This window comes from Microbacterium sp. BDGP8, assembly GCF_029991045.1.
Lineage (GTDB): Bacteria > Actinomycetota > Actinomycetes > Actinomycetales > Microbacteriaceae > Microbacterium > Microbacterium plantarum.
In genome coordinates, this window is record NZ_CP120712.1 from 1,235,544 (window position 1) to 1,260,471 (window position 24,928).

A 24,928-nucleotide genomic window follows, 5' to 3' on the forward strand; every position below is an offset into this window, starting at 1 on the left:
CATGCCTGAGCGCAACGAGAATCAGCCCGAAGAGACCGATCCCGCGGTCCTCGCCGACAGCGAGAGCATTCACACGACGGCGATCGGGATCATCGGCGGCACCGCGCAGGTCGACGTCGCGCTTCCCGTCGCGGAAGACGACCTCGATGACGACGACGTCATCGACGGCGAGGTCGGCGACGAGCAGCTGACGACCGGCGACATCCCCCTCGGGGCGGGACCGGGCGAGCCGTACGACGATGCCGACGCGTCAGAGGATGACACATCGCGTGCTTCCGACGACGAGGCGGGCGTCGGCGAGCACGCGACTCCAGACCACGACGACGACCTCGCGGCGCCGGATCGGTCGAGCGACGGCGAGCCGGACGACGAGGTGACGGAGGCCGAAGCAGCCGACCTCGTCGTCGACGACGACGACATCGACGTCGCGACCGATGAGGACGTCGCGACCGACGACGACGTCGCGACCGATGACGACGCAGCCGAGCCGGCCGACGAGGTCGTCACCGCCACGATCGACGACGAGGACGCGGAGACCGACGGTCAGGACGACTCGGAACCGATGACCGCGGGTGCAGCCGGCGAGGCTCTGGACGTGCGTGATGAGTCCGGCGACGCGACGGACGCCGCCGTCGAGCACGACGCCCCGAGGCCCGACGTCGGAGAAACGCTCGAGGGCGGTGCCGTCGTCGCGACGGTCGTGCCGACCTCCACCCCGATCACCGGGACCGTGCCGACGACGCGCCGGCAAGCGCACCAGGCCGCCGAGCAGGTGCGTCACGCCAGCGAGCGCGTGTCCGTGGCACGTACGACCGAGCCCGTCCTCCAATCGCGACGTATCGGCGACCTCGAGCCCGGGCGCGAGTCCGCCGACCTCCTCACGGCCGAACGTCTGCTCGACCCCTCGCAGGTCGTGCGAGCCGAGCCGGAAGGCCGTTGGCAGCGGCTGCTGTACAGCGTCTCCGGCCATCGCATCAACCTCGGCGACGGAAAGCGCGCGCGGGCGCGGAAGGAGCTCGACCGACGCATCGCCGCGCCGCTGGTCGGTGGCGCGAAGTTCGTCCCCGTGCTCTCGCGCAAGGGCGGCGTCGGCAAGACGACGGTGACGACCCTCCTCGGCATGGCTCTCGCAGATGCCCGCGATGACCGCGTGATCGCCATCGACGCCAATCCCGACCGTGGCACGCTGGCCGATCGCATCGGCCGAACGAGCGGGAAGACCGTGCGCGATCTGGCGCGTGCACGCGGTGAGGTAGTCGGCTTCAACGACCTCTCCGCCATCGTCGCGCGCGACGAAACCCGGCTCGACGTGCTGGCCTCCGACGCCGATCCGCACGTATCCGAAGCGTTCAGCGATCACGATTACGAGGATGTGGCCGCGATCGCGGCGCACTATTACTCCATCGTCCTCACCGACACGGGCACCGGGATCGTGCATTCCGTGATGGGCGCGACTCTCGGACTGTCCGACCAGATCGTCGTCGTCGCCGGTCTCTCGGTCGACGAGGCCCGGCTGGCCTCCGAGACGTTGACGTGGCTCGAATCCAACGGTTTCGCCGACGCCGTGAAGAACGCCGTCGTGGTGCTCAACACATCCCGTCCGGGAACGCCGATGGTTCGCGCGGAAGAGTTGGAGACGCACTTCGCCACGCGCGTGCGCTCCGTCCTGCGCGTTCCGTACGACCCGCACCTGGCGGCGGGGAGCGCGGTCTCGTTCCGCGACCTCGAGCCGGCGACCCGCGAAGCGGCGCGCAAACTCGCGGCGAGCGTGGTCGAAGGTCTGCGTCTGGGAGGGGCGGCCTGACATGACGGTTCGCGCGATCCGCTTCTTCGGCGACCCGGTCCTGAAGTCGCCGGCAGCTCCGATCGAGACGATCGACGACGGTGTGCGCTCGCTCGTCCAGGACCTCCTCGACACCGTCGAGCTGCCCGGTCGTGCGGGCGTCGCCGCTCCGCAGATCGGCGTGGGCCTGCGCGCGTTCAGCTACAACGTGGACGGCGTCATCGGCTACATCCTCAATCCGCGTCTCGTCGAGGTCTCCGGTGAACCGTCTCTGATCGGCGAGGGATGCCTCTCGGTACCCAACCTGTGGCATGACACGCTCCGGCACCCGTACGCGCGCGCCGTGGGCATCGATCTCGACGGCGAAGAGATCGTCCTCGAGGGCGAGGGGCTGATGGCGCAGGCCCTGCAGCACGAGTGCGATCATCTCGATGGCATCCTGTACCTCGACCGGCTCTCGCCCGCCGAGCGTCGGATCGCCATGCGCGAGGTGCGCGAGTCGTCCTGGTTCTGACGCGTCACGCAGAAGCGGGGCCCGGCCGGTCATCACCAGCCGGGCCCCGCTTCTGCGTCATCCGATCATCCGAGCGGGACGTTGCTCGTCTTCACCGGTTCGTCGTAGATGTCGGAGATGGCGTCCGAGAAGTCGGTGAGGATGACGTTGCGCTTGATGCTCATCTTGGGCGTCAGGTGGCCGCTCGCCTCGGTCCACTCCGTGTCGAGGATCGTGAACTTGCGGATCGACTCTGCGCGCGAGACGTTGCGGTTCGCCTCGTCGATCGCGCGCTGGACCTCGGCGCGGACCTCGGCGTTCTTCGCCGCGTCGGCGAGGGACATGTCTCCGGAGAGGCCGTTATTCGTCAGCCAGGTCGGCAGCATCTCCGGGTCGAGCGTGACGAGCGCGGAGATGAAGGGCTTCTGATCGCCCACGACGACGACCTGGCCCACGATCGGATTGGCGCGGATGGGATCTTCCAGCACGGCGGGGGCGACGTTCTTGCCGCCGGCGGTGACGATGATCTCCTTCTTGCGTCCGGTGATCGTGAGGAAGCCCTCGTCGTCGAACGATCCGATGTCGCCGGTCTTGAACCAGCCGTCGTTGAACGCCGCCTCGGTGGCCTCGGGGTTGCGCCAGTACTCCGCGAACACGTTGATGCCGCGCACCTCGACTTCGCCGTCCTCACCGAGGCGGACTCCGACGCCGGGCAGGACCGGCCCGACCGTGCCGATCTTGGACTTCGTCGCGAGGTTGACCGTCGCGGGAGCCGTCGTCTCGGTGAGTCCGTAGCCCTCGAGGATCGTGACGCCGAGGCTGTGGAAGAAGTGGCCGAGGCGCGGGCCCAGGGGAGCGGATCCCGAGACGGCGTAGGTGACGCGGCCGCCCATGGCGGCGCGGAGCTTGCCGTAGACCAGCTTGTCGAAGACACGGAACTTGAGCTTGGTCAGCAGCGGGATGCTCTTGCCCTCCTGCTTCAGCCGCGAGTGATCGATCGCGACCTGCGCGGCGGCGCGGAAGATCTTGCCCTTGCCGCCGGCTTCGGCCTTCTGCTCCGCCGAGTTGTAGACCTTCTCGAACACGCGCGGGACCGCGAGCAGGAAGGTCGGCTGGAACGTGCCGAGAGCAGGCAGCAGCTGCTTGGTGTCGGGCTGATGCCCGGTCTTGACCCCGGCATGGACATTGAGGATCGAGATGAAGCGAGCGAAGACGTGAGCCGTGGTGATGAACAGCAGCGTCGATGCGCCGCCGGGGTGGTTGACGACCTCTTTGAGTGCTTCGCCGGAGTTTCGGGCGAGCTCGACGAAGTTGCTGTGGGTCAGCACACAGCCCTTCGGGCGCCCGGTCGATCCCGAGGTGTAGATGAGCGTCGCAATGTCCGAGCCGACGGCGAGGTTCCGTCGCCGCTCGATCTCCTCGTCGGACACGCCGCCCCCGCTCGAGCGCAGCTTGTCGAGATGTCCCGAAGCCATGACCCACACCTCGCGGACGAGGGGCACGGTCGACCGGATCTCGTCGATGCGACCCGCGTGGTCGGCCGACTCCGCGATCGCGAATGTCGCGCCCGAGTCGCCGAGGATCCAGGCGATCTGCGACGCCGAGCTCGTCTCGTAGACGGGGACCATCACGGCGCCGGCGAAAAAGATCGCGAAATCGACGAGCGTCCAGTCGTACGTGGTGCGGGCGATGAACGCCACCTTGTCGCCGGGCTCGACACCGGCGGCGACGAGACCCTTCGCCAGCGCGATGACTTCGCGTTGGAACTCGGCCGCGGAGATGTCTCGCCAACCACCGTCGTGCGGCACGGCGAAGAGCGCTCGCGACGGGGTCGCGGCGACCCGGTCGACGAGGAGATCGGTGATGTTCGCGTCAGGGTCGGCTGGAACGACAGCGGGGACTTCGAACTGGACGGCGCTCATGGGCGGCAACTCCTTCGGTACCGGAAGCGTCTGGCAGGGTACAGACACTCTATCGGCCGCCCGGCCGCCGAGCCCGCGCGCGAACGCGGTGCCCCATTAGACTTTGCGGGTCGCCGCCGGACGGCCGACGGAAAGGACCACGCGTGCTCAACATCGGCATCGACATCGGCGGAACCAAGATCGCCGGAGGTGTCGTCTCCGCCGACGGGACGATCGTCGACCGCATCCGCGTCGACACCCCCGCCGACACCGACGCGCTGGCCGACGCCGTCGCTGACATGGTGCGGCACTTCCGCGCATCGCACGACGTCACCGCTGTCGGCGTCGCTGCCGCGGGATTCCTCGATCGCACCCGGTCGATCATGCGCCACGCCCCGAACATCGACTGGGTGGAGCACCCGCTGCGAGCCGAGCTCGAGGCGCGCGTCGGCGTCGCCGTCGTGCTCGAGAACGATGCCAACGCCGCGGGGTGGGCGGAGTACCGCTTCGGCGCCGGCCGCGGCAGCTCCAACATGGTGATGCTGACCCTCGGCACCGGCGTCGGGGGAGCGGTCATCATCGACGGGCAGCTCCTCATCGGCGGTCGAGGAGCGGCGGGCGAGCTCGGCCACGTGCGGTTCGAGCGCGGCGGGCGCCTGTGCGGGTGCGGCCTGAAGGGATGCCTCGAGCAGTACGCCTCGGGACGCGCGCTGCAGCGCGAGGCGGTGGCCATCGCGGACGACCTCGAGCTCGGTGCCGGGCTCGCGCAGGTGCGCGACGAGCACGGTTCGATCCCGGGCGACGCGATCTCGCGCCTGATCCTCGCCGACGATCCCGGAGCGCTCGAGGCGCTCCACCGGGTCGCGACGGCGCTGGGCGAGACCGCGGGCGGGTTCCAGGCGACGCTCGACCCCGAGATCTTCGTCATCGGCGGCGGCGTCGCCCAGCTCGGCGAGACGCTCCTCGCGCCGGTCCGGGCGGCCTACCGTGACGCGCTCCCGGGCGGCGAGAACGCGGCTCCCGCCGACTTCGCGATCGCGACGCTCGGCAACGACGCGGGCCTGATCGGCGTCGCCGATCTGGCCGGGGGGCGGTGACCGGTGTTCTACTGGCTGATGAAGTACATCTTCATCGGACCCGTCGTGAAGGCGATCTTCCGGCCCTGGATCGTGGGGCGCCGTAACGTCCCGGCATCCGGTGCGGCGATCTTCGCCAGTAACCACCTCTCGGTGAGCGACTCGATCTTCCTGCCGCTCATGATCGACCGGCCGATGTCGTTCCTCGCCAAGAGCGACTACTTCACCGGAACGGGCCTCAAGGGCTGGGCTACTCGGGTGTTCATGAAGGCGACGGGTCAGATCGCCATCGACCGGACGGGGGGCAAGGCGTCCGAAGCCTCGCTCAACACGGGACTCCAGGTGCTGGGCCGCGGCGATCTGCTCGGGATCTACCCCGAGGGCACGCGGAGCCCCGATGGCAAGCTCTACCGCGGACGCACCGGATTGGCGCGCATGGCGCTCGAGGCCCGCGTGCCCGTGATCCCCGTCGTCATGGTCGACACCGACGCGGTCATGCCCATCGGGCGCAGCATCCCCCGGGTCGGACGGGTGGGAATGGTCATCGGCGAGCCGCTGGACTTCTCTCGTTTCCAGGGGATGGAGAGCGACCGGTACGTGCTGCGCTCGGTGACCGACGAGATCATGGTCGCGCTGCAGCGGCTGGGCGAGCAGGAGTACGAAGACGTGTACGCATCGTCGGTCAAGGAGCGCGCAGCGCAGCAGCAGGCCTGATCGTCACACGGCCGGCGGGGTGTCGGCCGAGCACTAGACTTGGCCCGTGCCTACGCTGGATTCACTCGACTCGTGGCGCGATCTTCCCATCAAGCAGCAGCCGGCGTGGAACGACCCCGACGCCGTGGCTGCGGTGTCGGCCGAGATCGCGACGCTCCCGCCCCTCGTCTTCGCCGGTGAGGTGGACATCCTCCGCGAGCGCCTCGCGCGCGCGGCATCCGGAGAAGCCTTCCTCCTGCAGGGCGGTGACTGCGCCGAGACGTTCGCCGGCGCGACCGCGGAGAAGATCCGCAACCGCATCAAGACGGTGCTGCAGATGGCGGTCGTGCTGACCTATGGCGCCTCGATGCCCGTCGTCAAGATGGGTCGCATGGCCGGGCAGTTCGCCAAGCCCCGCTCGAGCGACACCGAGACGCGCGGCGACGTCACGCTGCCGGCGTACCGCGGCGACATCGTCAACGGCTACGACTTCACCGCCGCCTCGCGTCAGCCCGACCCCGCCCGGTTGCTCAAGGGCTACCACACGGCCGCGTCGACGCTGAACCTCATCCGCGCGTTCACGCAGGGTGGGTTCGCCGACCTGCGCGAGGTGCACTCGTGGAACAAGGGCTTCGCGTCGAACCCGGCGAATGCCCGTTACGAGGGCCTCGCGGGAGAGATCGACCGGGCCATCAAGTTCATGGAGGCGGCCGGGGCCAACTTCGACGAGCTGCGCGGCGTCGAGTTCTACACGGGCCACGAGGGCCTGCTGATGGACTACGAGCGCCCGATGACGCGCATCGATTCGCGGACGAACACGCCGTACAACACGTCGTCTCACTTCCTCTGGATCGGCGAGCGCACGCGCGAGCTCGACGGCGCGCACGTCGACTACTTCTCGAAGATCCGCAACCCCATCGGGGTGAAGCTCGGCCCCACGACGTCGACCGACACCGCGCTGGCGCTGATCGACAAGCTCGACCCCGAGCGCGAGCCGGGTCGCCTCACCTTCATCACTCGTATGGGGGCGGGCAAGATCCGCGATGCGCTGCCGCCGCTGCTCGAGGCCGTGAAGGACTCGGGCGCGACGCCGCTGTGGGTCACCGACCCGATGCACGGCAACGGCATCACGACGCCCACCGGCTACAAGACGCGTCGCTTCGACGACGTCGTCGACGAGGTGCGCGGCTTCTTCGAGGCGCACCGCGCGGTGGGCACCTTCCCGGGCGGCATCCACGTCGAGCTCACGGGTGACGACGTCACGGAGTGCCTCGGCGGTTCCGAGATGATCGACGAGGCGACGCTCGCCACGCGGTACGAGAGCCTGTGCGACCCGCGTCTGAACCACATGCAGAGCCTGGAACTGGCCTTCCTGGTAGCCGAGGAGCTCGAGAAGCGCTGAGCTTCGGGCTTCGCGGCCGCGCGAGAGCGCACATCCGCACGGTTGTGGGGTCTTCCCACCGTGCAGATGTGCGCTCTCGCCGTTTCGGGCTGTGGAGAGCGCTGGGTCGGCGAGGCCTGCTCCCGCCCGCGAGTCGCTGTTGCGCGTCGTGCACCGGCTGCCCGTCGAGTACCAGGGGGTCGAGCACCGCACCTTGCGGCGACGGTGGCTCGACGACCTCACGCGCGTTCAGCTGTTCGAGGATGCCGGGTACCGGGTCATCGGCGCGCGGCGGCGGGGAGGGTCAGCCGGTGGCGGTGATCTGCAGCGTGATCGTGGTGCCGCGCACGTGCTTGCTGCCACCGGCGGGGTCCTGAGCGGTGACCTTCGTCAGTCCGTCCGGCCAGATGTTCCACAGCGCCGAGAAGCTGACCTCGAAGCCGGCGTCGCGGAGCGTCTGTGCGGCCGCATCGCGGGTCTGTCCGACGACGCTCGGCACCTCGAACAGCGGGGGGCCGCTAGAGACGATGAGCGTGACGACGTCACCCGGCCGCCAGTTGCCTTCCTCACCGCGGTCGGCGATGCCGATCACATCGCCCTTCGCGATGCGCTCGCTCGCCTCGGTGCGGGTCTCGCCCGACACCTCGAGTCCGGCGTCGGTCAGAATTCCGGTCGCACGGTTGACGCTCTGGCCCGCGACGTCGGGCACGGCACCCCGAGAGACCAGGAGTCCGGCTGAATCGCCCTGGCGCAGGGTGCAACCACCGGAGCAGTCGACCGGTTCGCCACCCCCCGCAGGCGTGCCGGAAGCGCGGATGACGGTGCCCTCGGCGACATCCGGATCGAACTCCGCGTCGGCATCGTCCGAGACGGCGATGACGTTCTGGCGGAGGATCTCGCGCGCTGCGTCTTCGGTCTGACCCGACAACGCGGGTATGGAGACTTCCGCCGGGCCTCGCGAGATCACGACCGTCACGACCGCGTCTCGATCGAGCCGGGAGCCGGGGTCGGGGTCGGTGCGGATGGCGAGCCCCTCTGCGACGTCGAGGCTGTTCTCGCCGGTCTCCTGAGCCTGGAGTCCCTGTGCCATGATGGCGGCTTGCGCATCGGCGAAGCTCGTTCCGCGCACATCGGGAACGGCGACCAGCGAGCCCGGCCCCGACCCGAACCACCATCCCGTGCCGCCGGCGAGAGCCGCCAGCAGAAGCACGATCGTGACGAGCCAGGCGCCCTTCGTCCGGTTGCGACGTGCGTGTCGGCGCAGCCGGGTCGCGTTGTCGACATCCGTCGTGACGGGGGGCGCCGTGAACGTCCCGGGCATCACCTTCGTGAGCTCGCCGGAACCTTCGCCGTCGTCGTCGATGACCACCACCGGCGCGCCGGACGGCGCCGTGCGCACGACCTGGGGGAACACCCCGAGTTCACGCTCGATCTCGCGCAGGCGATCGAGCATGACCTTGGCGTCGAGGGGACGCTCGTCGGGCTCGCGTTCGGTCGCCCACAGCACCAGCTCGTCGAGCTGCTCGGGCACCCCCGGGTTCTTCGCGCTCGGGCGCGGGACCGAGTCGGTCGCGTGCTGGTAGGCGATCTGCATCGGTTGCTCGCCCTTGTAGGGCTGCTCGCCGGCGAGCATCTCGTAGAGCATGATGCCCAGGGCGTAGATGTCGCTGCGGGCGTCGGCCGTGCCCCGGGTGACGAGTTCAGGTGCCAGGTAGGCGATCGTGCCGAGCAGCATCTGCCCGGTCGCGGTGTTCGCCGTCGTGGCCCGAGCGAGGCCGAAGTCGCCGATCTTGATCCGGCCGTCCTCGGCCAGCAGGACGTTCTCCGGTTTGACGTCGCGATGCACGATCCCCGCGCGGTGGGCGGCGGCGAGACCGGAAAGGATCGCATCCATGATGGTGATCGTCTGGGGGATCGTCAGACGCTTCTGCTCGCGCAGCAGCTCACGCAGAGTGATGCCCGGGAGGTACTCCATCACCAGGTAGGCCATCTCGCCGTCCTGGCCCTGGTCGAAGACGTTGACCACGTGCGGATCGGCAAGGCGCGCCGCAGAGCGGGCCTCCTGGATGAAGCGGCTCTGGAAGACCGAGTCGTCCGACAGATGCCCGTGCATGACCTTGAGTGCCACGCGTCGCTCGAGTCTGAGGTCGGTCGCGACGTAGACCGTGGCCATGCCGCCACGGGCGATGCGAGCGCGGACGCGATACCGCTGGTCGACCAGTCGGCCGATCAGCGGGTCGGTCTGCTGGCTCATGCTCACGGAGCGATTCTACGGAGCGGATGCTGCGAGCCCGGGCAACGGCTCACCCTCGTGCGTCGGCGACATGGCTTCCGAGCGTTCTCGGGGTCAGCCGAGTGCGGCGAGCCAGCGATAGGCCTGCTGCTCCCACTCGCCGTACCGCTCGGGGTAGGCGGAGATCTGCACGGCCTGCGCGGCGTCGGTGAAGGCGAGGCTCTCCCACCCCGGGATATCGAGCAGTCCGCGCGTCGCGGTGCCGTTGGGATCGGCCGCGCCGCCGTAGAACGTGGCGATGGAGCGAGCGGGATCGCGCACCTGATCGGGGGTGCCCCACCCGGTGCTCGGACGTTGCTGGAAGAGGCCGAGCGAGTCGCGGTCGCCCCAGTCGAGGTTGCGGATCCACGACTCGACCATCGCAGTCGCCAGGGCGATCGCGATCCCGCGGTCGGGCACACCGCGTTCCCGACCGACCTGGATGATCAGCCGCGCGTTGGCGATCTGCTCCGCGTCGAGGCCGAGGTCGGGGAGAGCGGCGGTCTGGACGGCGGGTGCTGCGGCGGCTCCCGGGATCACGAGCTGCTGGCCGGGATAGATGATCGAGGAGCGGTCGAGCCCGTTCGCCGCGAGTACGGCGTCGAGGCCGAGACCGTGAGCGGCGGCGATCGCCGATAGCGTGTCGCCTGCCGACACGGTGTGCGCCGCGGCGGCGATCGGCACGGACTGCGAGGCGTCCGCGGCTGCGGGCGCCGGGGTCGGGGCGGCCGAGGGCGACCCCGGGACCGCGAGCGTCTGACCGGGGAAGATCACGGCACCGTCCGCGAGCCCGTTCGCTGCCAGGAGCGCGGCGACGTCGACGCCGTGAGCCTGAGCGACCGACCACGGGGTGTCGCCGCTCGCGACGGTATGGGTGAGTCCCGTCGAGGTGGTCTGGGCTACGGGGACCGCAGCCGGCGTCGCCGAGGCGCCCGGCTCCGCGCTCAACCGGATGCGGTCGCCGGGGCGGATGACCGACGACCAGTCCAAACCGTTCCAGGCCAGGAGATCGACCGTGCGGAGTCCGTAAGCGGACGCGATGCGGCTGACGGTGTCGCCGAGCACGACGGTGTGCTCTGCGGGACGCGACGAGAGCGGGCGCACCGGGCCCGCGGTGCCGACCGTGGCGGCTCGGGACGACACGCCGGGGACCGCGTCGCGCTGGGCGGTCTCGGTCATCGGCGCTGCCGTCGCCGGCTGCGCGGTCAGGCTGAGCGCGATGGAACCGACGACGGCGGGCGCGACGGCGCCACGCAGGCGTGGTCGCGGGCGGTGCGGGGGAGAGTTCGAGTCGCGGCGCACGGAGGGTCCCTTCTCGGAGGTCTCGGAAACGCTGACATGTCGCTGTGAGAGGTGTCAACCGAAGTGACTGCTGTGACTCGTGTGAAAGCCGACCCGACGGCGGGCCGGGACGCCCATCGGAACTGACATAGTGAAGGGGTGAGCACTCCCGATTACCCCGCCGTTCCCCTGTCCTGGCTGACACTGCCCGAGGTCGTCGAGCTGACGGGCGAGACGCTCAGCCGCGTCCGGCGACTGCTGGATGAGAATCACCTCATCGGCTCGCGTCGGGACGGAACGCTTCGCGTGCCGGAGGCCTTCTTCCTCGACGGCGCGCCGCTGTCGTCGCTCCGGGGCACTATCACCGTGCTGCACGACGCCGGGTTCTCGGACGACGAGGCGATCGACTGGCTGTTCGCCACCGAGGACTCCATCGGCGCCGCTCCCATCGCCGCCCTGCGCGCAGGACGGAAGACCGAGGTCCGCAGGGTCGCGCAGACGCTCGCCTGACCGGAGCAGAGGCTCCGGACGCTCAGGCGGTCCGCTGGATCGCGGCCTGTCCGATCTCTCGGAGCGTTGCGATCTCGGCACCACCGATCGGCGCGTCATCGAGCGCCGCATCGGCTGCGGCGGCGAGCTGCGCGATCTCCTGTTCGAGGCGCTGGACGGCGCCGCTCTCGTCGATGACCCGCTGCAGGCGTCGGATGGTCGCCTCGTCGAGTGCCCGGTCGCCGAGCGCAGCATCGAGGTCGGCGCGGCCGTCGGCGTCCATCGCTTCGCGCGCGTAAGCGATGAGGACGGTCCGCTTGCCCTCGCGGAGATCGTCGCCGGACGGTTTGCCCGTCACCGCGGGGTCGCCGAAGACGCCCAGTACGTCATCGCGCAGCTGGAAGGCGAGACCGACGGAGTGGCCGAACTCAGCGAGGGCCTCGCGCTGGGCCGCGGTGGCGCCACCGAGTGCCGCGCCGATCAGGAGGGGCTGCTGCACGCTGTATCGAGCGGACTTGTAGGACGCGACCCGCAGTGCTCGGGCGGCGTGCTCGTGGTCGGGTGCCGTGGCCCACGCGGCCTCTTCGGCCACGTCCAGATACTGCCCGACCGTGACGTCGCGCCGCATCGTCGCGTACTGGCGGCGGACGTCCGACGCGAAGCGGTGTCCGTCGACGGCCTCTTCGAGGAGGTCGTCGCTCCAGGCGATGAGCAGGTCGCCGAGCAGGATCGCGGCGGCCCGTCCGAACGCGTCGGCGTCACCGAGCCAGCCGGATCGGCGATGCGCCTCCTCGAGGGCGCGATGGGCGGCGGGGCGTCCTCGTCGCGTGTCCGAGTTGTCGACCAGATCGTCGTGCACGAGCGCGGCCGCATGGAAGATCTCCAGGGAAGCGGCGACACCTGCGATGTCGGCGTCGTCGGAAGAGACCCCGGCCACCGCGTGCCCAGCCGTGAGGAACCGCGCGCGGAGGCGTTTGCCGCCGGCGACGGCGGCGAAGGCGCGGTCGACGAAATCGACCGCTTCGGCCCCGAGATCGGCGGCCTCGGCCCGCCGTTCCGCCGCGAAGCTTTCCAGTCGCTGGGAAACGGTCGAGATCGGGTCGGCGGAGCTCGTCACAGGCCTAGCCTAGTTCTCATCAGCGCGCGTAGAATCGGGCGCATCGGTACCCGAACAGAGGGGGATGCATGCCACTGTCAGAACAGGAGCAGCGGCTGCTTGACGAGATGGAACGCCATCTCATGCGCAATGAAGCAGACGTCGTCAGTGCTCCGCGCGAAGGTCAGTCCCTCAGCTACCGCAACATCGTCTACGGTGCGGTGCTCGTCCTCCTCGGTCTCGGCGGTCTCATCGCCGGCGTCTCGAGCAGCATCATCGCGATCGGCGTCGTGGCCTTCCTCGTCATGGTGGGCGGGGTCGTGTTGGCGCTGACGCCCTCTCGCAACGGAACAGCGAGCCGACCGACGGCGACCACCGGCACGCGAAAGCCCGCCGCCCGGTCCTCGAATTTCATGGACCGGATGAACGACCGCTGGGACCGCCGCAACGGCGAACGCTGACGCATCCCGCTTCTTCTCAGAGCACCGACCTTCGGGTCGGTGCTCTTTTTTGTGCCCTGGGGAGGAATGGGTGCTGTGGCCATAGTGAAGTGGAGGAAAGTGGAGTAAAGTGGTGGCCACCGACGGGCCGGGAGGGGGTGGTGGAGCACCATGCTTCTCGGCACGCACACCCCCAAGCTCGACGAGAAGGGCCGCGTCATCCTCCCCGCCAAATTCCGCGACGACCTCGGCCCCGGTGTCGTCGTCACGCGCGGACAGGAGCGGTGCCTCTACGTGTTCAGCACGGTGGAGTTCGAGCGTGTCTACGAGCGCATCCGCGAAGCGCCTCTCACGAACAAGCAGGCGCGTGACTTCCAGCGGATGTTCCTCTCCGGCGCGAGCGCGGAGAAGCCCGACAGCCAGAACCGCATCACCGTGCCGCCGCACCTGCGCACCTACGCCGGGCTGGGGCGCGAACTGGTCATGACCGGTGTCGGCGCGCACGCCGAGATCTGGGACGCGGATGCCTGGAACGCCTACGCCGCAGGCAACGAAGACGCCTACTCCGACATGGAGCAGGAGGTGATCCCGGGACTCTTCTGACCCGTGGCCGTGATCCTCAGCCGCTGGCCCTGACGCACTTCCCCGGTGTCAGGTCGCAGCGGAGGGGGATCAGGGCTCCGGGACCCGTCCCGCCACGACCATGACGAACGACGACATCCACACCCCCGTCCTGCTCGACCGCTGCGTCGAGCTGCTCTCGCCCGCGCTCGACCGCGAGGGCGCCGTCGTCGTCGACGCGACCGAAGGCATGGGCGGTCACTCAGAAGCGCTTCTCGAGAGGTTCCCCGGCGTTCGGCTCGTCGGGCTCGACCGTGACACCGACGCCCTGCGCATCGCGGGAGAGCGCCTCGCCCGGTTCGGAGACCGCGTCGACCTCGTCCACACCGTCTACGACGGCATCCGCGAGGCCCTCGATTCGCTCGGCATCCGGCGCGTGGACGGCATCCTCTTCGATCTGGGTGTCTCGTCCCTCCAGCTCGATGAGGCCGAGCGGGGGTTCGCCTACGCGCAGGATGCTCCTCTAGACATGCGTATGGATCAGACTGCGGGCACGACCGCGGCAGAGATCCTCGCGACCTACAGCGAGGGCAACCTGCGGCGCATCTTCGAGCGCTACGGCGAGGAGAAGCTGGCCGGGCGGTATGCGCGGGCCATCATCGAGGCGCGGGGCCGGTCGCCGCTGACACGATCAGGTCAGCTCGTCGACGTCCTCATCGCCGCGACCCCGGTCGCCGTGCAGCGCGACCGTTCCGGGCACCCCGCGAAGCGCGTGTTCCAGGCCCTGCGCATCGAGGTCAACGCCGAGCTCGCCGTGCTCGAGCGTGCGCTGCCGGCGGCACTCGACGCGCTGGCGGTCGGCGGACGCATCGTCGTGATGTCGTACCAGTCGCTCGAGGATCGCGCGGTCAAGCGCGTGCTCGCCGAGGCGTCGTCATCGACTGCCCCCAGCGGCCTGCCCGTCGAGCTCCCCGAGCATGCGCCGCGGTTCCGGCTGCTGGTCCGCGGCGCGGAACTGGCGTCCTCGGAAGAACGTGAACGCAATCCCCGCGCGACGCCGGTCCGGCTGCGTGCGGCGGAACGGATGAGGGAGGCCTCGTGACTGCCGACAACACCGCCCGCATCCCATCGCCGCTCGGCGACGACTTCTTCGCGAGCGTTCCCGGTCGCCTGCCGCGCGAGGGGGAGCGGGAGCGTCAGCGCGATCTCCGCCTCGTCGCCGGCGCTTCCCGTCGCCGTCGCCCGCGCATGCTCTACGGCGTCATCGCCGTGTCGGGCGCGGTGCTCATCGGGGCGGTGCAGATGGGGTTGTCGATCCTCACGACTCAGACCTCTTATGAGATCTCCTCGCTCTCGCAGCAGCAGCGGCAGCTCACCTGGCAGAAGCAGATCATCGAGGATGATCTCGCGGGACTCGCCTCACCTCAGTACCTCGCGGCCAATGCGACCGCCCTGGGCATGGTGATCGCCGAGTCTCCGAACTATCTGCGACTCAGCGACGGCGCCGTGCTCGGCTCCGCCAGCGCCGCGGGCGCGCACTCGAACGTCGACGCCCTCGGCCGCGCCGCCGTCGCCAATTCACTCGTCGCCGGCGTCCCGCTGGTCACCGATCCCGCTGCCAGCCTCGAGACCGGCACGAGCACCGACGAGCTGGTCGGTGCCGATCGTGCGACACCCCCGCCCATCGCCGACGGATTGCCCGCCCCGACCACACACTGAGACACATGACGACACGAGCCACCCGCAGTCCGCGCCGCCGTACGGTCGTCGCACTCCTCGTCGTCCTCACCGTCCTCGTCGCGTTCATCGTCCGGCTCGTCGACATCCAGGTCGTCAACGCCGAGGAGCACGAGGCCGATGCCCGCAACCTCGCGATGGAGGCCGGGACCGACCTGTTCGGGACGCGCGGCGACATCACCGACACCAACGGTGCGACCCTCGCCACGACGACCTCCGTCTACGACGCGAAGATCGACCCGAAGCTGGCGATCGAGGGGATCAAGCGCAAGAACGATGACGGTCAGACGGTCACGGTCACCTGGCCCGAGCTGGCCGCCGAGATCGCCGCGGTGACCGGGCAGGATGCCGCCGAGGTCGAGGGCATCGTCACGACGGCCGTCGCCGCCGACCCGGAGTCGCGATTCGCGTACCTCGAGCGGGGGATCTCGACGGCCCAGTACCGCGCTCTCGCCGACCTGAAGCTCCCGTTCGTCGGGTTCGACCCCCACCCCCACCGGACCTACCCCGACGGGGCGGTGGCGGGCAACGTCATCGGTTTCGTCGGCTCGGACGAAGCGCCGCTCGAGGGCATGGAAGCCCTGCAGAACTCGTGCCTGCAGAGCAGCGACGGCAAGGTCCGCTACATGCGCAGCCTCGACGGCGTCGTCATCCCCGGGACGGAGATCGAAGACCCCGCCCCGGTGAACGGCGGGACGCTCCGCCTCACGATCGACCGCGACCTGCAGTGGTACATGCAGCAGCTCATCGCGGAGCAGACGCAGAACCTCGGCGCCGAGAGCGGCTCGATCCTCGTGGTCGAGGTCGCCACGGGGAAGATCCGCGCCGCTGCCGAGTACCCCAGCGTCGACCTCAATGACATCGCGGCATCCGATCCCGCGGACCGGGGCAGCCGCCTCTTCCGCGACTCGTACGAGCCGGGATCGACCTTCAAGCCGGTGACGGCCGCGACCGCCATCGAAGCGGCGGGGCTGACCCCGCTCTCGACCGCATGGTCACCCGATCGGATGGAATTCCCCAACGGAGCCGTCGTCAACGACTCGGAGCACCACGAGGCCCAGAACCTGACGCTCACGGGAGGGCTCGTCACGTCGTCCAACGTCGCCCTGTCGCAGTTCGGTTCGCAGGTCGACCCCGAGACCCGGCTGGAGTACCTCAAGAAGTTCGGTGTCGGAGAGGGCACCGCGCTCAACTGGTCGGGTGAACCCAAGGGCACGTACATCCCGACCGACCAGTGGGACAGCCAGACCTACTACACGACGACGTTCGGCCAGGCCTTCACCGTGACGGCGCCGCAGGTGGCATCGGTGTATCAGACGATCGCCAACGGCGGTGTGCGCGAGCCGCTGAGCCTCGTCGAGTCCTGCACGGCGTCGGACGGAACAGTGACCGAGCCGGATCTTCCCGAGCCGGTGCGCGTGATCAAGGAGAGCACCGCCAGCCAGGTGAGCGAGATGCTCGAGAACGTCTTCGCTCAGGGGACCCTCGCGGACGACATCGCGATCCCCGGGTACCGTATGGCGGGCAAGACGGGAACCGCTCAGAAGGTCGATCCGAACACCGGCGCGTACAAGGACAACCTGTACTACACGTCGCTGGTCGGCTACGCACCCGCCGACGATCCGAAGTATGTTGTCCTGACGGCATTCGACGAGCCGAAGACCCTGCGCCTTTCGGCAGCGAACCGGCCGGCGTTCCAGAAGGCGATGACCCAGGTGCTCAAGCACTACCGGATCATGCCGTCCGACTCGCAGACGCCACTGCTCCCCGTGACCCAGTGATGCGCATCAGCGCGTCCGAGGATTGAACATGATCTCCCTTCCGTTGTCCGACATCGCTCGAGTGCTCTCCGGCACCCTCCACCTCGCCGGGAGCGACGCTCCCGACACCCGGGTCGAAGGGACGGTCGACACGGACTCGCGGAACATCGGTCCGGGCGACGTCTTCGTGGCCAAGCCGGGCGAGGCGACCGACGGTCACCTCTTCGTGCCGGCGGCCGCCGAGGCCGGAGCCGCGCTGGCGGTCGTCGAGCACCTCGTCGACGCCGAGATCACGCAGATCGTCGTCGCCGACGCCGTGACGGCGCTGGCTGACCTCGCTCGCGAGGTCGTCGGACGCGTGCGCGCGACGGGTGATCTCCGCGTCGTGGGGATCACCGGCTCCAACGGCAAGACCACGACGAAGAACCTCCTCGCGCGCATCCTCGAGGGGGAGGGGCCGACGGTCGCGCCGCGGGCGTCGTTCAACAACTCCGTCGGTGCGCCGTTGACCATGCTTCGTGTCGCCGCCGACACGCGTTTCCTCGTCAGCGAGTTCGGTGCGGACGGCTCGGGTCAGATCGCACGTCTGGCCGGTCTCGTGACCCCCGACGTCGGAGTGGTCCTCATGGTCGGCATGGCGCACGCGGGCGGGTTCGGCGGCGTCGAGGCGACGCTGAAGGCCAAGACCGAGCTGGTCGAGGCGGTCCGTCCCGGCGGCGTGGCCGTCCTCAACGCCGACGACGCGCGCGTCGCGACGATGGCTGCGGTCGCGGAGGCTCGTGACGTCCGCGTCCGCTGGTTCGGGCGGGGCGCCGCGGCAGAGGTGCGTGCGGACGACGTCGAGGTGGATGCATCGGGGACCTCGTGCGTCGTCGTGGTCGGCGACCAGCGGATGCCGTTGCGGTTGCGGGTCCTCGGCGAGCATCACGTCATGAACGCGTTGGCCGCGATCACCGCGGCTCTCGAGCTCGGGGTCGCGCTCGAAGACGCCATCGCGCGGCTCGAGACGGTCGAGCTCGCAGAGCGCTGGCGGATGCAGCCGCTCGGGTCGGAGTCCGTGCGCATCATCAACGACGCCTACAACGCGAGCCCCGACTCGATGGCCGCAGCTCTGCGCACTCTCGCGCAGATCACGCAGCCCGGCGAGCGCAAGGTGGCCGTGCTCGGTGCGATGAGCGAGCTCGGAGAGTTCGCCGGTGACGAGCATGATCGCGTCGGCCTCCAGGCCGTCCGCCTCCGCATCGAGCGGATCGTGGTCGTCGGCGCCGAGGCGCGACGCCTGTACCTCGCTGCGATCGGCGAGGGGTCGTGGGACGGCGAGGCGGTGTTCTTCGCCGACGCCGATGCCGCGTACGACTACCTCGTCGAGGAGCTGCGGGCGGGCGATCGCGTGCTGGTGAAGTCGTCGAACTCCGCCGGGCTGCGGCACCTCGGCGATCGTCTGGGAGAATTCTTCTCGTGAGATCTCTGCTGACGGCCGCGACGATCTCGCTCGCGTTCACACTCTTCCTGACGCCCCTGTTCATCCGGATCTTCGAGAAGCTCGGCTGGGGCCAGGTCATCCGCACGCCGGACGACGCGACGAACCCGAGTCACCACGCCAAGCGTGGAACGCCCACGATGGGCGGAATCATCTTCATCGTCGGCACGATCGTCGGCTACCTCGTGGGCACGCTCACCGGCGGGGCGCCGCCATCGATGTCGGGTCTCCTGGTCATCTGGATGATGGTCGGGCTGGGGATCGTCGGGTTCATCGACGACTACATGAAGGTGCGCTCGCAGCGCAGCCTGGGGCTGTCCGGATGGCGCAAGGTCGCCGGCCAGGTGATCGTGGCAGTCTCCTTCGGCATCCTCGCCCTGCTCGTGCCCAACGACGGCGGCGAGCCGGTCGGTCGCCCCTTCATCTCGCTGTTCCGCGACATCGACTGGTTGTCGTTCATGGCGATCGGCGGTGTCGCCGGCTGGCTTCTCTACCTCGCGTGGATCTCGTTCCAGGCGGTGGCCTGGTCGAACGCGACGAACCTGACCGATGGACTCGACGGGCTCGCGACCGGCGCGGGCATCTTCACCGTGTCGGCCTACAGCCTCGTCACCTTCTGGCAGTTCCAGCAACGCTGCGCGAGCGGTGCTCTCGTGCCGGCGTACGAGTCCGCCTGCTACACGACCAACGACCCGATGGATCTCACCATCATCTCGGCATCCTTCGTCGGCGCGCTCGTCGGGTTCCTCTGGTGGAACGCGCCCAAGGCCAAGATCTTCATGGGTGACGTCGGATCGATGGCGATCGGCGGGGTCATCGTCGCTATGGCCGTGCTCTCGCGCACCGAGCTGCTCGCGGTCATCATCGCCGGCGTGTTCATCATCGCGCCCGGCTCGGTGATCCTCCAGCGCTACTACTTCAAGGCCACCGGCGGTAAGCGCCTGTTCCTCATGAGCCCGTTCCACCACCACCTCGAGATGCGGGGGTGGCCCGAGGTGACGATCGTCGTCCGGATGTGGATCATCGCCGGAATGCTGGCGGTCGGCGGCGTCGGTCTCTTCTACGTCGCATGGCTGGCAGCGGTATGACCACCCGTCTGGACAGCCTCACGAGCTGGCACGCTGACTGGCGCGGACTCCGCGTCGTCGTCCTCGGGCTGTCGGTCACCGGCTTCTCCGTCGCTGACACCCTCGCCGAGCTCGGCGCCGATGTGCTCGTTGCCACCGAGGGCGCGGATGCCGAGTACGCGCGGCTTCTGCCCGTCATCGACGTCTCGCTCCATGACGGCTCCTTGCAGAGCGTGCCGGAGACGGTCGTGGCGCATGCGCCGGAGGTCGTGATCGCATCCCCCGGGTTCCCCCCGCACCACCCGGTGATCCGCTGGGCCCGCGAGAACGGGATCGCCGTCTGGGGCGACATCGAGCTCGGGTGGCGCGTGCGCGACAAGGTCGTCCGTCCTGACGGCAGCCCGGCTGACTGGGTGCTCATCACGGGCACGAACGGCAAGACGACCACGACGCAGCTCACCGCGGCCATGCTCGCCGCCGGCGGGCTGCGGGCCGCCCCGTGCGGCAACATCGGCGTCCCGGTACTCGACGCCGTCCGCGATCCGGGTGGTTTCGACGTCCTCGTCGTCGAGGTGTCGAGCCATCAGCTCTGGTACCTCGGCCTGGCCGAGGACCCCGACCGGCTTTCGCCTCACGCGAGCGTGTGCTTGAACCTCGCGGACGATCACCTCGAGTGGCATGGTTCATTCGAGGCGTACCGCGACGCGAAGGCCGTCGTGTACGAGAACACCCGCGTCGCGTGCGTCTACAACAAGTCGGATGCAGCCACCCGCGAGATGGTCGAGGAGGCCGAGGTCGTCGAGGGCTGCCGCGCCATCGGGTTCGACCTCGGTGTTCCGGGCCCGAGCGATCTCGGGGTCGTCGACGGCATCCTCGTCGATCGTGCCTTCCATGAGGACCGGCGTTCGTCGGCTCTCGAACTGACAACGGTCGCCGAGCTCGCGGCGCGCGGCCTCGCGGCTCCTCACATCGTCGCGAACATCCTCGCCGCGGCGGCCCTCGCTCGCTCGCTCGATGTCGAGCCCGCCGCCATCCGCGAGGCGGTGCTGGCGTTCCGCCTCGACCCGCACCGGATCGAAGTGGTCGCTCGCGTGTCGGGCGTGACCTGGGTGGATGACTCGAAGGCGACCAACCCGCACGCGGCGGCCTCGTCGCTCGCCGCCTTCCCGGGCGCGATCTGGGTCGTGGGCGGGCTCCTCAAGGGCGTCGACATCTCCGAACTCGTCGCGGGACGAGGTGCGGCGACCAAAGCGGCCATCGTCATCGGCGAGGACCGCACCGCCGTGCTCGCCGCGTTCGCGCGACACGCCCCCGCGGTTCCGGTGATCGAGGTCGAGGCGACTCAGACTGAGGATGTCATGGCACGGGTCGTCGAACTGGCGGCCGGCGTCGCCGGTGACGGGGATGTCGTGCTCCTCGCACCCGCTGCGGCGTCGTTCGATCAGTTCGCCTCCTACGCAGACCGCGGTCGTCGCTTCGCGGAGGCCGTGCGCGAACGGATCGGAAGGGGAGACGGTGACCACGACGCCGAGCCGCCCGACGCCCCCGCCGACGAAGCTCGCTGACGACGGTCAGACGCGGAGCGGCTTCGCGGCGCGTGTGTCGCTCGGGCGCGTGTTCGCGCCGGTGCCCAGCGAATTCCTGCTGCTCGCCTCGACCGCCCTCATCCTGACCGGCTTCGGCCTCGTGATGGTGCTGTCGGCGACGATGGCGACGGCCAACGCGAGCCCCTTCGAGACGGTGCTGAAGCAAGCGGTGTTCGCGCTGCTCGGCATCCCGCTGATGTTCATCGCGAGCCGGATGCCGCTGCGGTTCTGGAAACGCATCGCGTGGCCGGCCCTCGTCGCCGGCATCCTCCTGCAGCTGCTCGTCTTCGTGCCCGGCCTCGGCGTCCGCAACGATGGAAACACCAACTGGATTTCGGTCTTCGGGTTCCAGGCGCAGCCGTCGGAGTTCCTCAAACTCGCCCTCGCCGTGTGGTTGGGCTTCGTGCTCTACCGGAAGCAGACGCTCCTGTCGAAGTGGCAGCACGTGTTCATCCCGGTCGTTCCCGTCGGCGCTCTGGTGATCGGCACCGTCATGGGCGGTCACGATCTGGGCACGGCGATGATCCTCATGGCGATCCTCCTCGGCTGCCTCTTCTTCTCCGGCGTCAAGCTTCGGCTCTTCGTGATCCCGTTGATCCTGGTCGTGGCTGCTGCTGCGGTGTTCGCGGTCACGAGCCCGAACCGCATGGCGCGCATCATGAGCTTCCTCAACGTCGACTCGACCGACTGCTACTTCGCCGATGCGGGTTCGTGCTACCAGCCCCTCCACGGGATCTGGGCGCTCGCGAGCGGCGGCATCTTCGGTCTGGGGCTCGGCAACTCGCGCGAGAAGTACCAGTGGCTGCCCGCCGCCGCGAATGACTACATCTTCGCGATCGTGGGGGAGGAGCTCGGCCTCATCGGCTGCGCCGTCGTCCTCGCTCTCTTCGCGCTCTACGCCGTCGGGGCTTTCCACATCGTGCGCAAGACCCACGATCCGTTCGTGCGGATCGTCTCGGGCGGCATCACGATCTGGATCGTGGGTCAGGCGCTCGTGAACATCGGCGTCGTCCTGCGCATCTTCCCGGTCCTGGGCGTGCCGCTGCCCTTCATGTCGCAGGGCGGGACCTCTCTCGTGTCGGGTCTGCTGGCGACCGGGGTTCTGCTCTCGTTCGCGCGGACGCTGCCCGTTCGCGCTCCGGCGCTCGAGGCCGCCTCAGGGGCGCGACCGGTGCGTCCCGCGGGCGCCGAGGCACGCTCGGCCCGCCGGTAGGCTCGGTGCAGTGACGACCTACCTTCTGGCAGGCGGCGGCACGGCGGGCCATGTCAATCCGCTTCTCGCCGTGGCCGATGCCCTGCGCGACCGACGACCCGACGACACGGTTCTGGTACTCGGAACCCGCGAGGGGCTCGAGTCCCGGCTGGTCCCCGAACGGGGCTACGAACTGCTGATCGTCGACAAGGTGCCCTTCCCCCGGCGTCCGAACGGTGCCGCGATCCGTTTCCCGGCCCGTTGGCTGCGTGCGGTCGCGCAGGTGCGCACATATATCCGCGAGCGAGGAGTCGACGTCGTCGCCGGTTTCGGTGGCTACGCCGCCGCTCCGGCCTACGTCGCGGCGCGCCGCGAGGGCGTGCCCTACGTCGTCCACGAGGCGAACGCCCGTCCCGGGCTCGCGAACGTGCTCGGCGCCCGACGCGCGGCCGCGACGGGCATCGTGTTCGACGGCACCCCGCTGCGCGGTGCGCAGGTGGTCGGAATGCCGCTTCGCCGCGAGATCGTCGACCTCGACCGGGCGGCGCGTCGTGCCGAGGCTGCGGCGGCCTTCGGTCTCGACCCCGCGCGCCCCGTCGTGCTGGTCTTCGGAGGCTCGCTGGGCGCTCGTCGGCTGAACGAGGCGCTCGCGGGCTCGTGGCGAGACATCGTCGATGCCGGCTGGCAGGTGCTGCACGCGTCGGGCGAGCGCAACGAGGTCTCCGAGGCCGCGTCGCCGGACTACCGGGTCGTGCCCTATCTCGATCGAATGGACCTGGCGTTCGCCCTCGCCGACGTCGTGGTCTCGCGCTCAGGGGCGGCGACGGTGAGCGAGGTCAGCGCGCTCGGCATCCCCGCCGTCTACGTGCCCTACGCGGTGGGAAACGGCGAGCAGGCGCTGAACGCCGCGGGAGCCGTCCGCGCCGGAGCCGCGCGCATCATCGACGACGCCGATTTCACGCCCGAGCGCGTTCGCTCCGAGGTCGTGCCCCTGCTGAGCGATGGCGACGAACTGGAGCGGATGCGGCGCGCAGCCGGCGCCGTCGGCACACGCGAGGGGGCGGCGAACGTGGTGGCCCTCCTGGATGCCGCCCAGCGACGCTGAGGGCGTGGCGGGCGGTGCTGTCAGCCGGGCGACCTAGACTTGACGGGTCATGATCAGACCCGACTTGAGCCTCCCGATCCCCGCCGACATCACCGCCGCGCACTTCATCGGCATTGGTGGATCGGGCATGTCCGGCCTCGCCGGGATGTTCCTCGACCGCGGCATCCGCGTCTCGGGATCCGACCGGGCCGACAGCCCTGCGATGCGCGCGCTGGCCGCCCGCGGCGCCGACGTCCACATCGGACACGACGCGGCGCATCTTCCCGACGACGCCGACACGGTCGTCCACACCGGGGCGATCTGGCCCGAGAACCCCGAGTTCCTCCTCGCCAAGGAGCGCGGCCTGCACGTCATCCACCGCTCGCAGGCCCTGCACTGGCTCGTCGGCGGCCGCCGACTCGTGTCGGTGGCGGGTGCGCACGGCAAGACGACCTCCACGGGCATGATCGTCACGGCGCTCCGTGGTCTCGGGACGCGGCCGACCTTCGTCAACGGCGGTGTCATCGCCGACCTGGGTGTCTCGAGCGCGACCGGAGACGACGATGTCTTCGTCATCGAAGCCGACGAGTCCGACGGCACCTTCCTGCTCTACGACACCTCCATCGCCCTCATCACGAACGTCGATCCGGATCACCTCGATCACTGGCAGACCCGAGAGGCGTTCTACGACGGCTTCGTCCGCTTCGCGGATGGCGCGCGCGAGGCCGTCGTCATCTCCGCCGACGACCCGGGTGCAGCACGCGTCGCGGCCGCCCTCAGCCACCGCCGCGTCGTCACCTTCGGTGAGGCCGCCGACGCCGACGTCCGCGTCTCCGACATCGTGACGGACGGGCCGGTGTCGTTCTCGCTCACCGCCGGGGGAGAGACGGCCCACGGCCGGCTCTCGGTGCCGGGCGCCCACAACGCGATCAACGCGGCGGGCGCCGTCGCCGTGCTCGTCGCCCTCGGATACGAGCTCGAGCGCGCCCTCCGAGCGGTGGAAGGATTCGGCGGCACGGCCCGACGGTTCGAGCTCCACGGCGTCACCCGGGGCGTCAGCGTCTACGACGACTACGCGCACCACCCGACCGAGGTGGCTGCGGCGCTCTCCGCAGCGCGGACCGTCGTGGGCGGCGGGCGGATCATCGCCCTGCATCAGCCGCACACGTACTCGCGCACGCAGGAGATGTTCCGCGAGTTCGCCGACGTGCTCGAGACCCATGCCGACCACACGGTCGTCCTGGATGTGTACGGAGCGCGCGAAGATCCGGTGCCGGGAGTGACGGGCGAGTTGGTCAGCGGCGCGTTCACCGACCCCGGGCACGTGCACTTCGTCGCCGATTGGCAGGAGGCCGCCGACTACGCGGCGGGCGTCGCGCGCGAGGGCGACTTCATCGTCACCCTCGGTTGCGGCAACGTCAACCTGATCATCCCGCAGGTGCTCGAGTCGCTCGCCCGGGCGGAGGGGTAGCCGGTGCGTCGCCCGAGTCCGCTGCCACCGTCCCCGCGGCCGCGCGGCGGGCAGGACGGCGCCAGTGCGCCGGCCGACCGTCCCA

At 69.6% G+C, this 24,928-nt stretch carries 21 protein-coding genes; 17 read left to right on the forward strand and 4 right to left on the reverse strand.

The annotated features are described in order from the left end of the window. Window position 1 precedes the first annotated feature (1 nt). Both P6897_RS05935 and def read left to right on the forward strand, forming a co-directional pair. On the forward strand, window positions 2–1,804 hold the full coding sequence (locus P6897_RS05935; RefSeq protein ID WP_282502367.1) for a MinD/ParA family protein: 1,803 nt from the start codon (window positions 2–4) through the stop codon (window positions 1,802–1,804). A gap of 1 nt (window position 1,805) precedes the next feature. Continuing rightward, window positions 1,806–2,297, forward strand: coding sequence for a peptide deformylase (def, locus tag P6897_RS05940; RefSeq protein WP_112613918.1), 492 nt, complete (start codon window positions 1,806–1,808; stop codon window positions 2,295–2,297). A 65-nt stretch (window positions 2,298–2,362) separates the two neighbouring features. Here the strand turns inward: def and P6897_RS05945 are convergent, their stop codons facing one another. Next, window positions 2,363–4,198, reverse strand: coding sequence for an AMP-binding protein (locus P6897_RS05945; protein ID WP_274177625.1), 1,836 nt, complete (start codon window positions 4,196–4,198; stop codon window positions 2,363–2,365). A 143-nt stretch (window positions 4,199–4,341) separates the two neighbouring features. Between P6897_RS05945 and P6897_RS05950 the strand changes: the two genes are divergently transcribed. The 3 genes from P6897_RS05950 to P6897_RS05960 are packed head-to-tail and all read left to right on the forward strand — an operon-like array spanning window position 4,342 to window position 7,348. Continuing rightward, window positions 4,342–5,274, forward strand: coding sequence for an ROK family protein (locus P6897_RS05950; protein WP_282502369.1), 933 nt, complete (start codon window positions 4,342–4,344; stop codon window positions 5,272–5,274). Between the two features lie 3 nt (window positions 5,275–5,277). Beyond that, a complete protein-coding gene (locus P6897_RS05955) occupies window positions 5,278–5,967 on the forward strand; it encodes a lysophospholipid acyltransferase family protein (RefSeq protein ID WP_112613924.1) in 690 nt (229 codons plus the stop codon). Window positions 5,968–6,013: 46 nt separating this feature from the next. Continuing rightward, window positions 6,014–7,348 (forward strand): 3-deoxy-7-phosphoheptulonate synthase class II, encoded by a 1,335-nt coding sequence (locus P6897_RS05960; RefSeq protein ID WP_112613926.1) that lies wholly within the window; start codon window positions 6,014–6,016, stop codon window positions 7,346–7,348. Window positions 7,349–7,631: 283 nt separating this feature from the next. On the opposite strand, the gene pknB is transcribed toward P6897_RS05960, so the two are convergent. Both pknB and P6897_RS05970 read right to left on the reverse strand, forming a co-directional pair. Beyond that, the gene (pknB, locus tag P6897_RS05965) at window positions 7,632–9,587 is read right to left on the reverse strand and encodes a Stk1 family PASTA domain-containing Ser/Thr kinase (RefSeq protein ID WP_282502371.1); all 1,956 of its coding nucleotides are present in this window, start codon (window positions 9,585–9,587) and stop codon (window positions 7,632–7,634) included. A gap of 87 nt (window positions 9,588–9,674) precedes the next feature. After that, window positions 9,675–10,901 (reverse strand): LysM peptidoglycan-binding domain-containing protein, encoded by a 1,227-nt coding sequence (locus P6897_RS05970; protein WP_282502372.1) that lies wholly within the window; start codon window positions 10,899–10,901, stop codon window positions 9,675–9,677. Window positions 10,902–11,039: 138 nt separating this feature from the next. Here P6897_RS05970 and P6897_RS05975 point away from each other — a divergent pair, with 138 nt between their 5' ends. Beyond that, on the forward strand, window positions 11,040–11,390 hold the full coding sequence (locus P6897_RS05975; RefSeq protein ID WP_274177629.1) for an Rv2175c family DNA-binding protein: 351 nt from the start codon (window positions 11,040–11,042) through the stop codon (window positions 11,388–11,390). A gap of 22 nt (window positions 11,391–11,412) precedes the next feature. Here the strand turns inward: P6897_RS05975 and P6897_RS05980 are convergent, their stop codons facing one another. Next, window positions 11,413–12,486, reverse strand: coding sequence for a polyprenyl synthetase family protein (locus tag P6897_RS05980; protein WP_282502373.1), 1,074 nt, complete (start codon window positions 12,484–12,486; stop codon window positions 11,413–11,415). Between the two features lie 68 nt (window positions 12,487–12,554). Between P6897_RS05980 and P6897_RS05985 the strand changes: the two genes are divergently transcribed. The 11 genes from P6897_RS05985 to murC all read left to right on the forward strand — a co-directional run bounded on the left by P6897_RS05985 (window position 12,555) and on the right by murC (window position 24,843). Further along, window positions 12,555–12,926 carry a DUF3040 domain-containing protein gene (locus P6897_RS05985; RefSeq protein ID WP_112613936.1) on the forward strand — a complete coding sequence of 124 codons (372 nt, stop codon included), beginning with the start codon at window positions 12,555–12,557 and terminating at the stop codon, window positions 12,924–12,926. A 150-nt stretch (window positions 12,927–13,076) separates the two neighbouring features. Then, the gene (gene mraZ / locus P6897_RS05990) at window positions 13,077–13,508 is read left to right on the forward strand and encodes a division/cell wall cluster transcriptional repressor MraZ (protein ID WP_023951570.1); all 432 of its coding nucleotides are present in this window, start codon (window positions 13,077–13,079) and stop codon (window positions 13,506–13,508) included. Window positions 13,509–13,608: 100 nt separating this feature from the next. Beyond that, complete coding sequence (rsmH, locus tag P6897_RS05995) at window positions 13,609–14,568, forward strand: 16S rRNA (cytosine(1402)-N(4))-methyltransferase RsmH (protein WP_282502374.1); 960 nt, start codon at window positions 13,609–13,611, stop codon at window positions 14,566–14,568. Next, window positions 14,565–15,185 (forward strand): hypothetical protein, encoded by a 621-nt coding sequence (locus P6897_RS06000; protein ID WP_112613940.1) that lies wholly within the window; start codon window positions 14,565–14,567, stop codon window positions 15,183–15,185. The genes rsmH and P6897_RS06000 overlap by 4 nt, the downstream gene beginning before the upstream one ends. 5 nt (window positions 15,186–15,190) lie before the next feature. After that, window positions 15,191–16,984 carry a penicillin-binding protein 2 gene (locus P6897_RS06005; protein WP_114587907.1) on the forward strand — a complete coding sequence of 598 codons (1,794 nt, stop codon included), beginning with the start codon at window positions 15,191–15,193 and terminating at the stop codon, window positions 16,982–16,984. A 28-nt stretch (window positions 16,985–17,012) separates the two neighbouring features. Continuing rightward, entirely contained in the window at window positions 17,013–18,425 is a 1,413-nt protein-coding gene (gene murF / locus P6897_RS06010) for a UDP-N-acetylmuramoyl-tripeptide--D-alanyl-D-alanine ligase (RefSeq protein ID WP_282502375.1), read from the forward strand. Next, window positions 18,422–19,531 carry a phospho-N-acetylmuramoyl-pentapeptide-transferase gene (gene mraY / locus P6897_RS06015; protein ID WP_282502376.1) on the forward strand — a complete coding sequence of 370 codons (1,110 nt, stop codon included), beginning with the start codon at window positions 18,422–18,424 and terminating at the stop codon, window positions 19,529–19,531. The genes murF and mraY overlap by 4 nt, the downstream gene beginning before the upstream one ends. After that, entirely contained in the window at window positions 19,528–21,075 is a 1,548-nt protein-coding gene (gene murD, locus P6897_RS06020) for a UDP-N-acetylmuramoyl-L-alanine--D-glutamate ligase (RefSeq protein ID WP_282502377.1), read from the forward strand. The genes mraY and murD overlap by 4 nt, the downstream gene beginning before the upstream one ends. Next, window positions 21,026–22,309, forward strand: coding sequence for a putative lipid II flippase FtsW (gene ftsW / locus P6897_RS06025; RefSeq protein ID WP_282502378.1), 1,284 nt, complete (start codon window positions 21,026–21,028; stop codon window positions 22,307–22,309). Before murD ends, ftsW begins: the two co-directional genes overlap by 50 nt. Before the next feature lie 10 nt (window positions 22,310–22,319). Beyond that, window positions 22,320–23,393, forward strand: coding sequence for a UDP-N-acetylglucosamine--N-acetylmuramyl-(pentapeptide) pyrophosphoryl-undecaprenol N-acetylglucosamine transferase (locus P6897_RS06030; RefSeq protein WP_112613952.1), 1,074 nt, complete (start codon window positions 22,320–22,322; stop codon window positions 23,391–23,393). Between the two features lie 49 nt (window positions 23,394–23,442). Then, window positions 23,443–24,843, forward strand: a complete 1,401-nt coding sequence (murC, locus tag P6897_RS06035; protein WP_114587904.1) for a UDP-N-acetylmuramate--L-alanine ligase — start codon at window positions 23,443–23,445, stop codon at window positions 24,841–24,843. The last annotated feature ends 85 nt before the right edge of the window (window positions 24,844–24,928 follow it).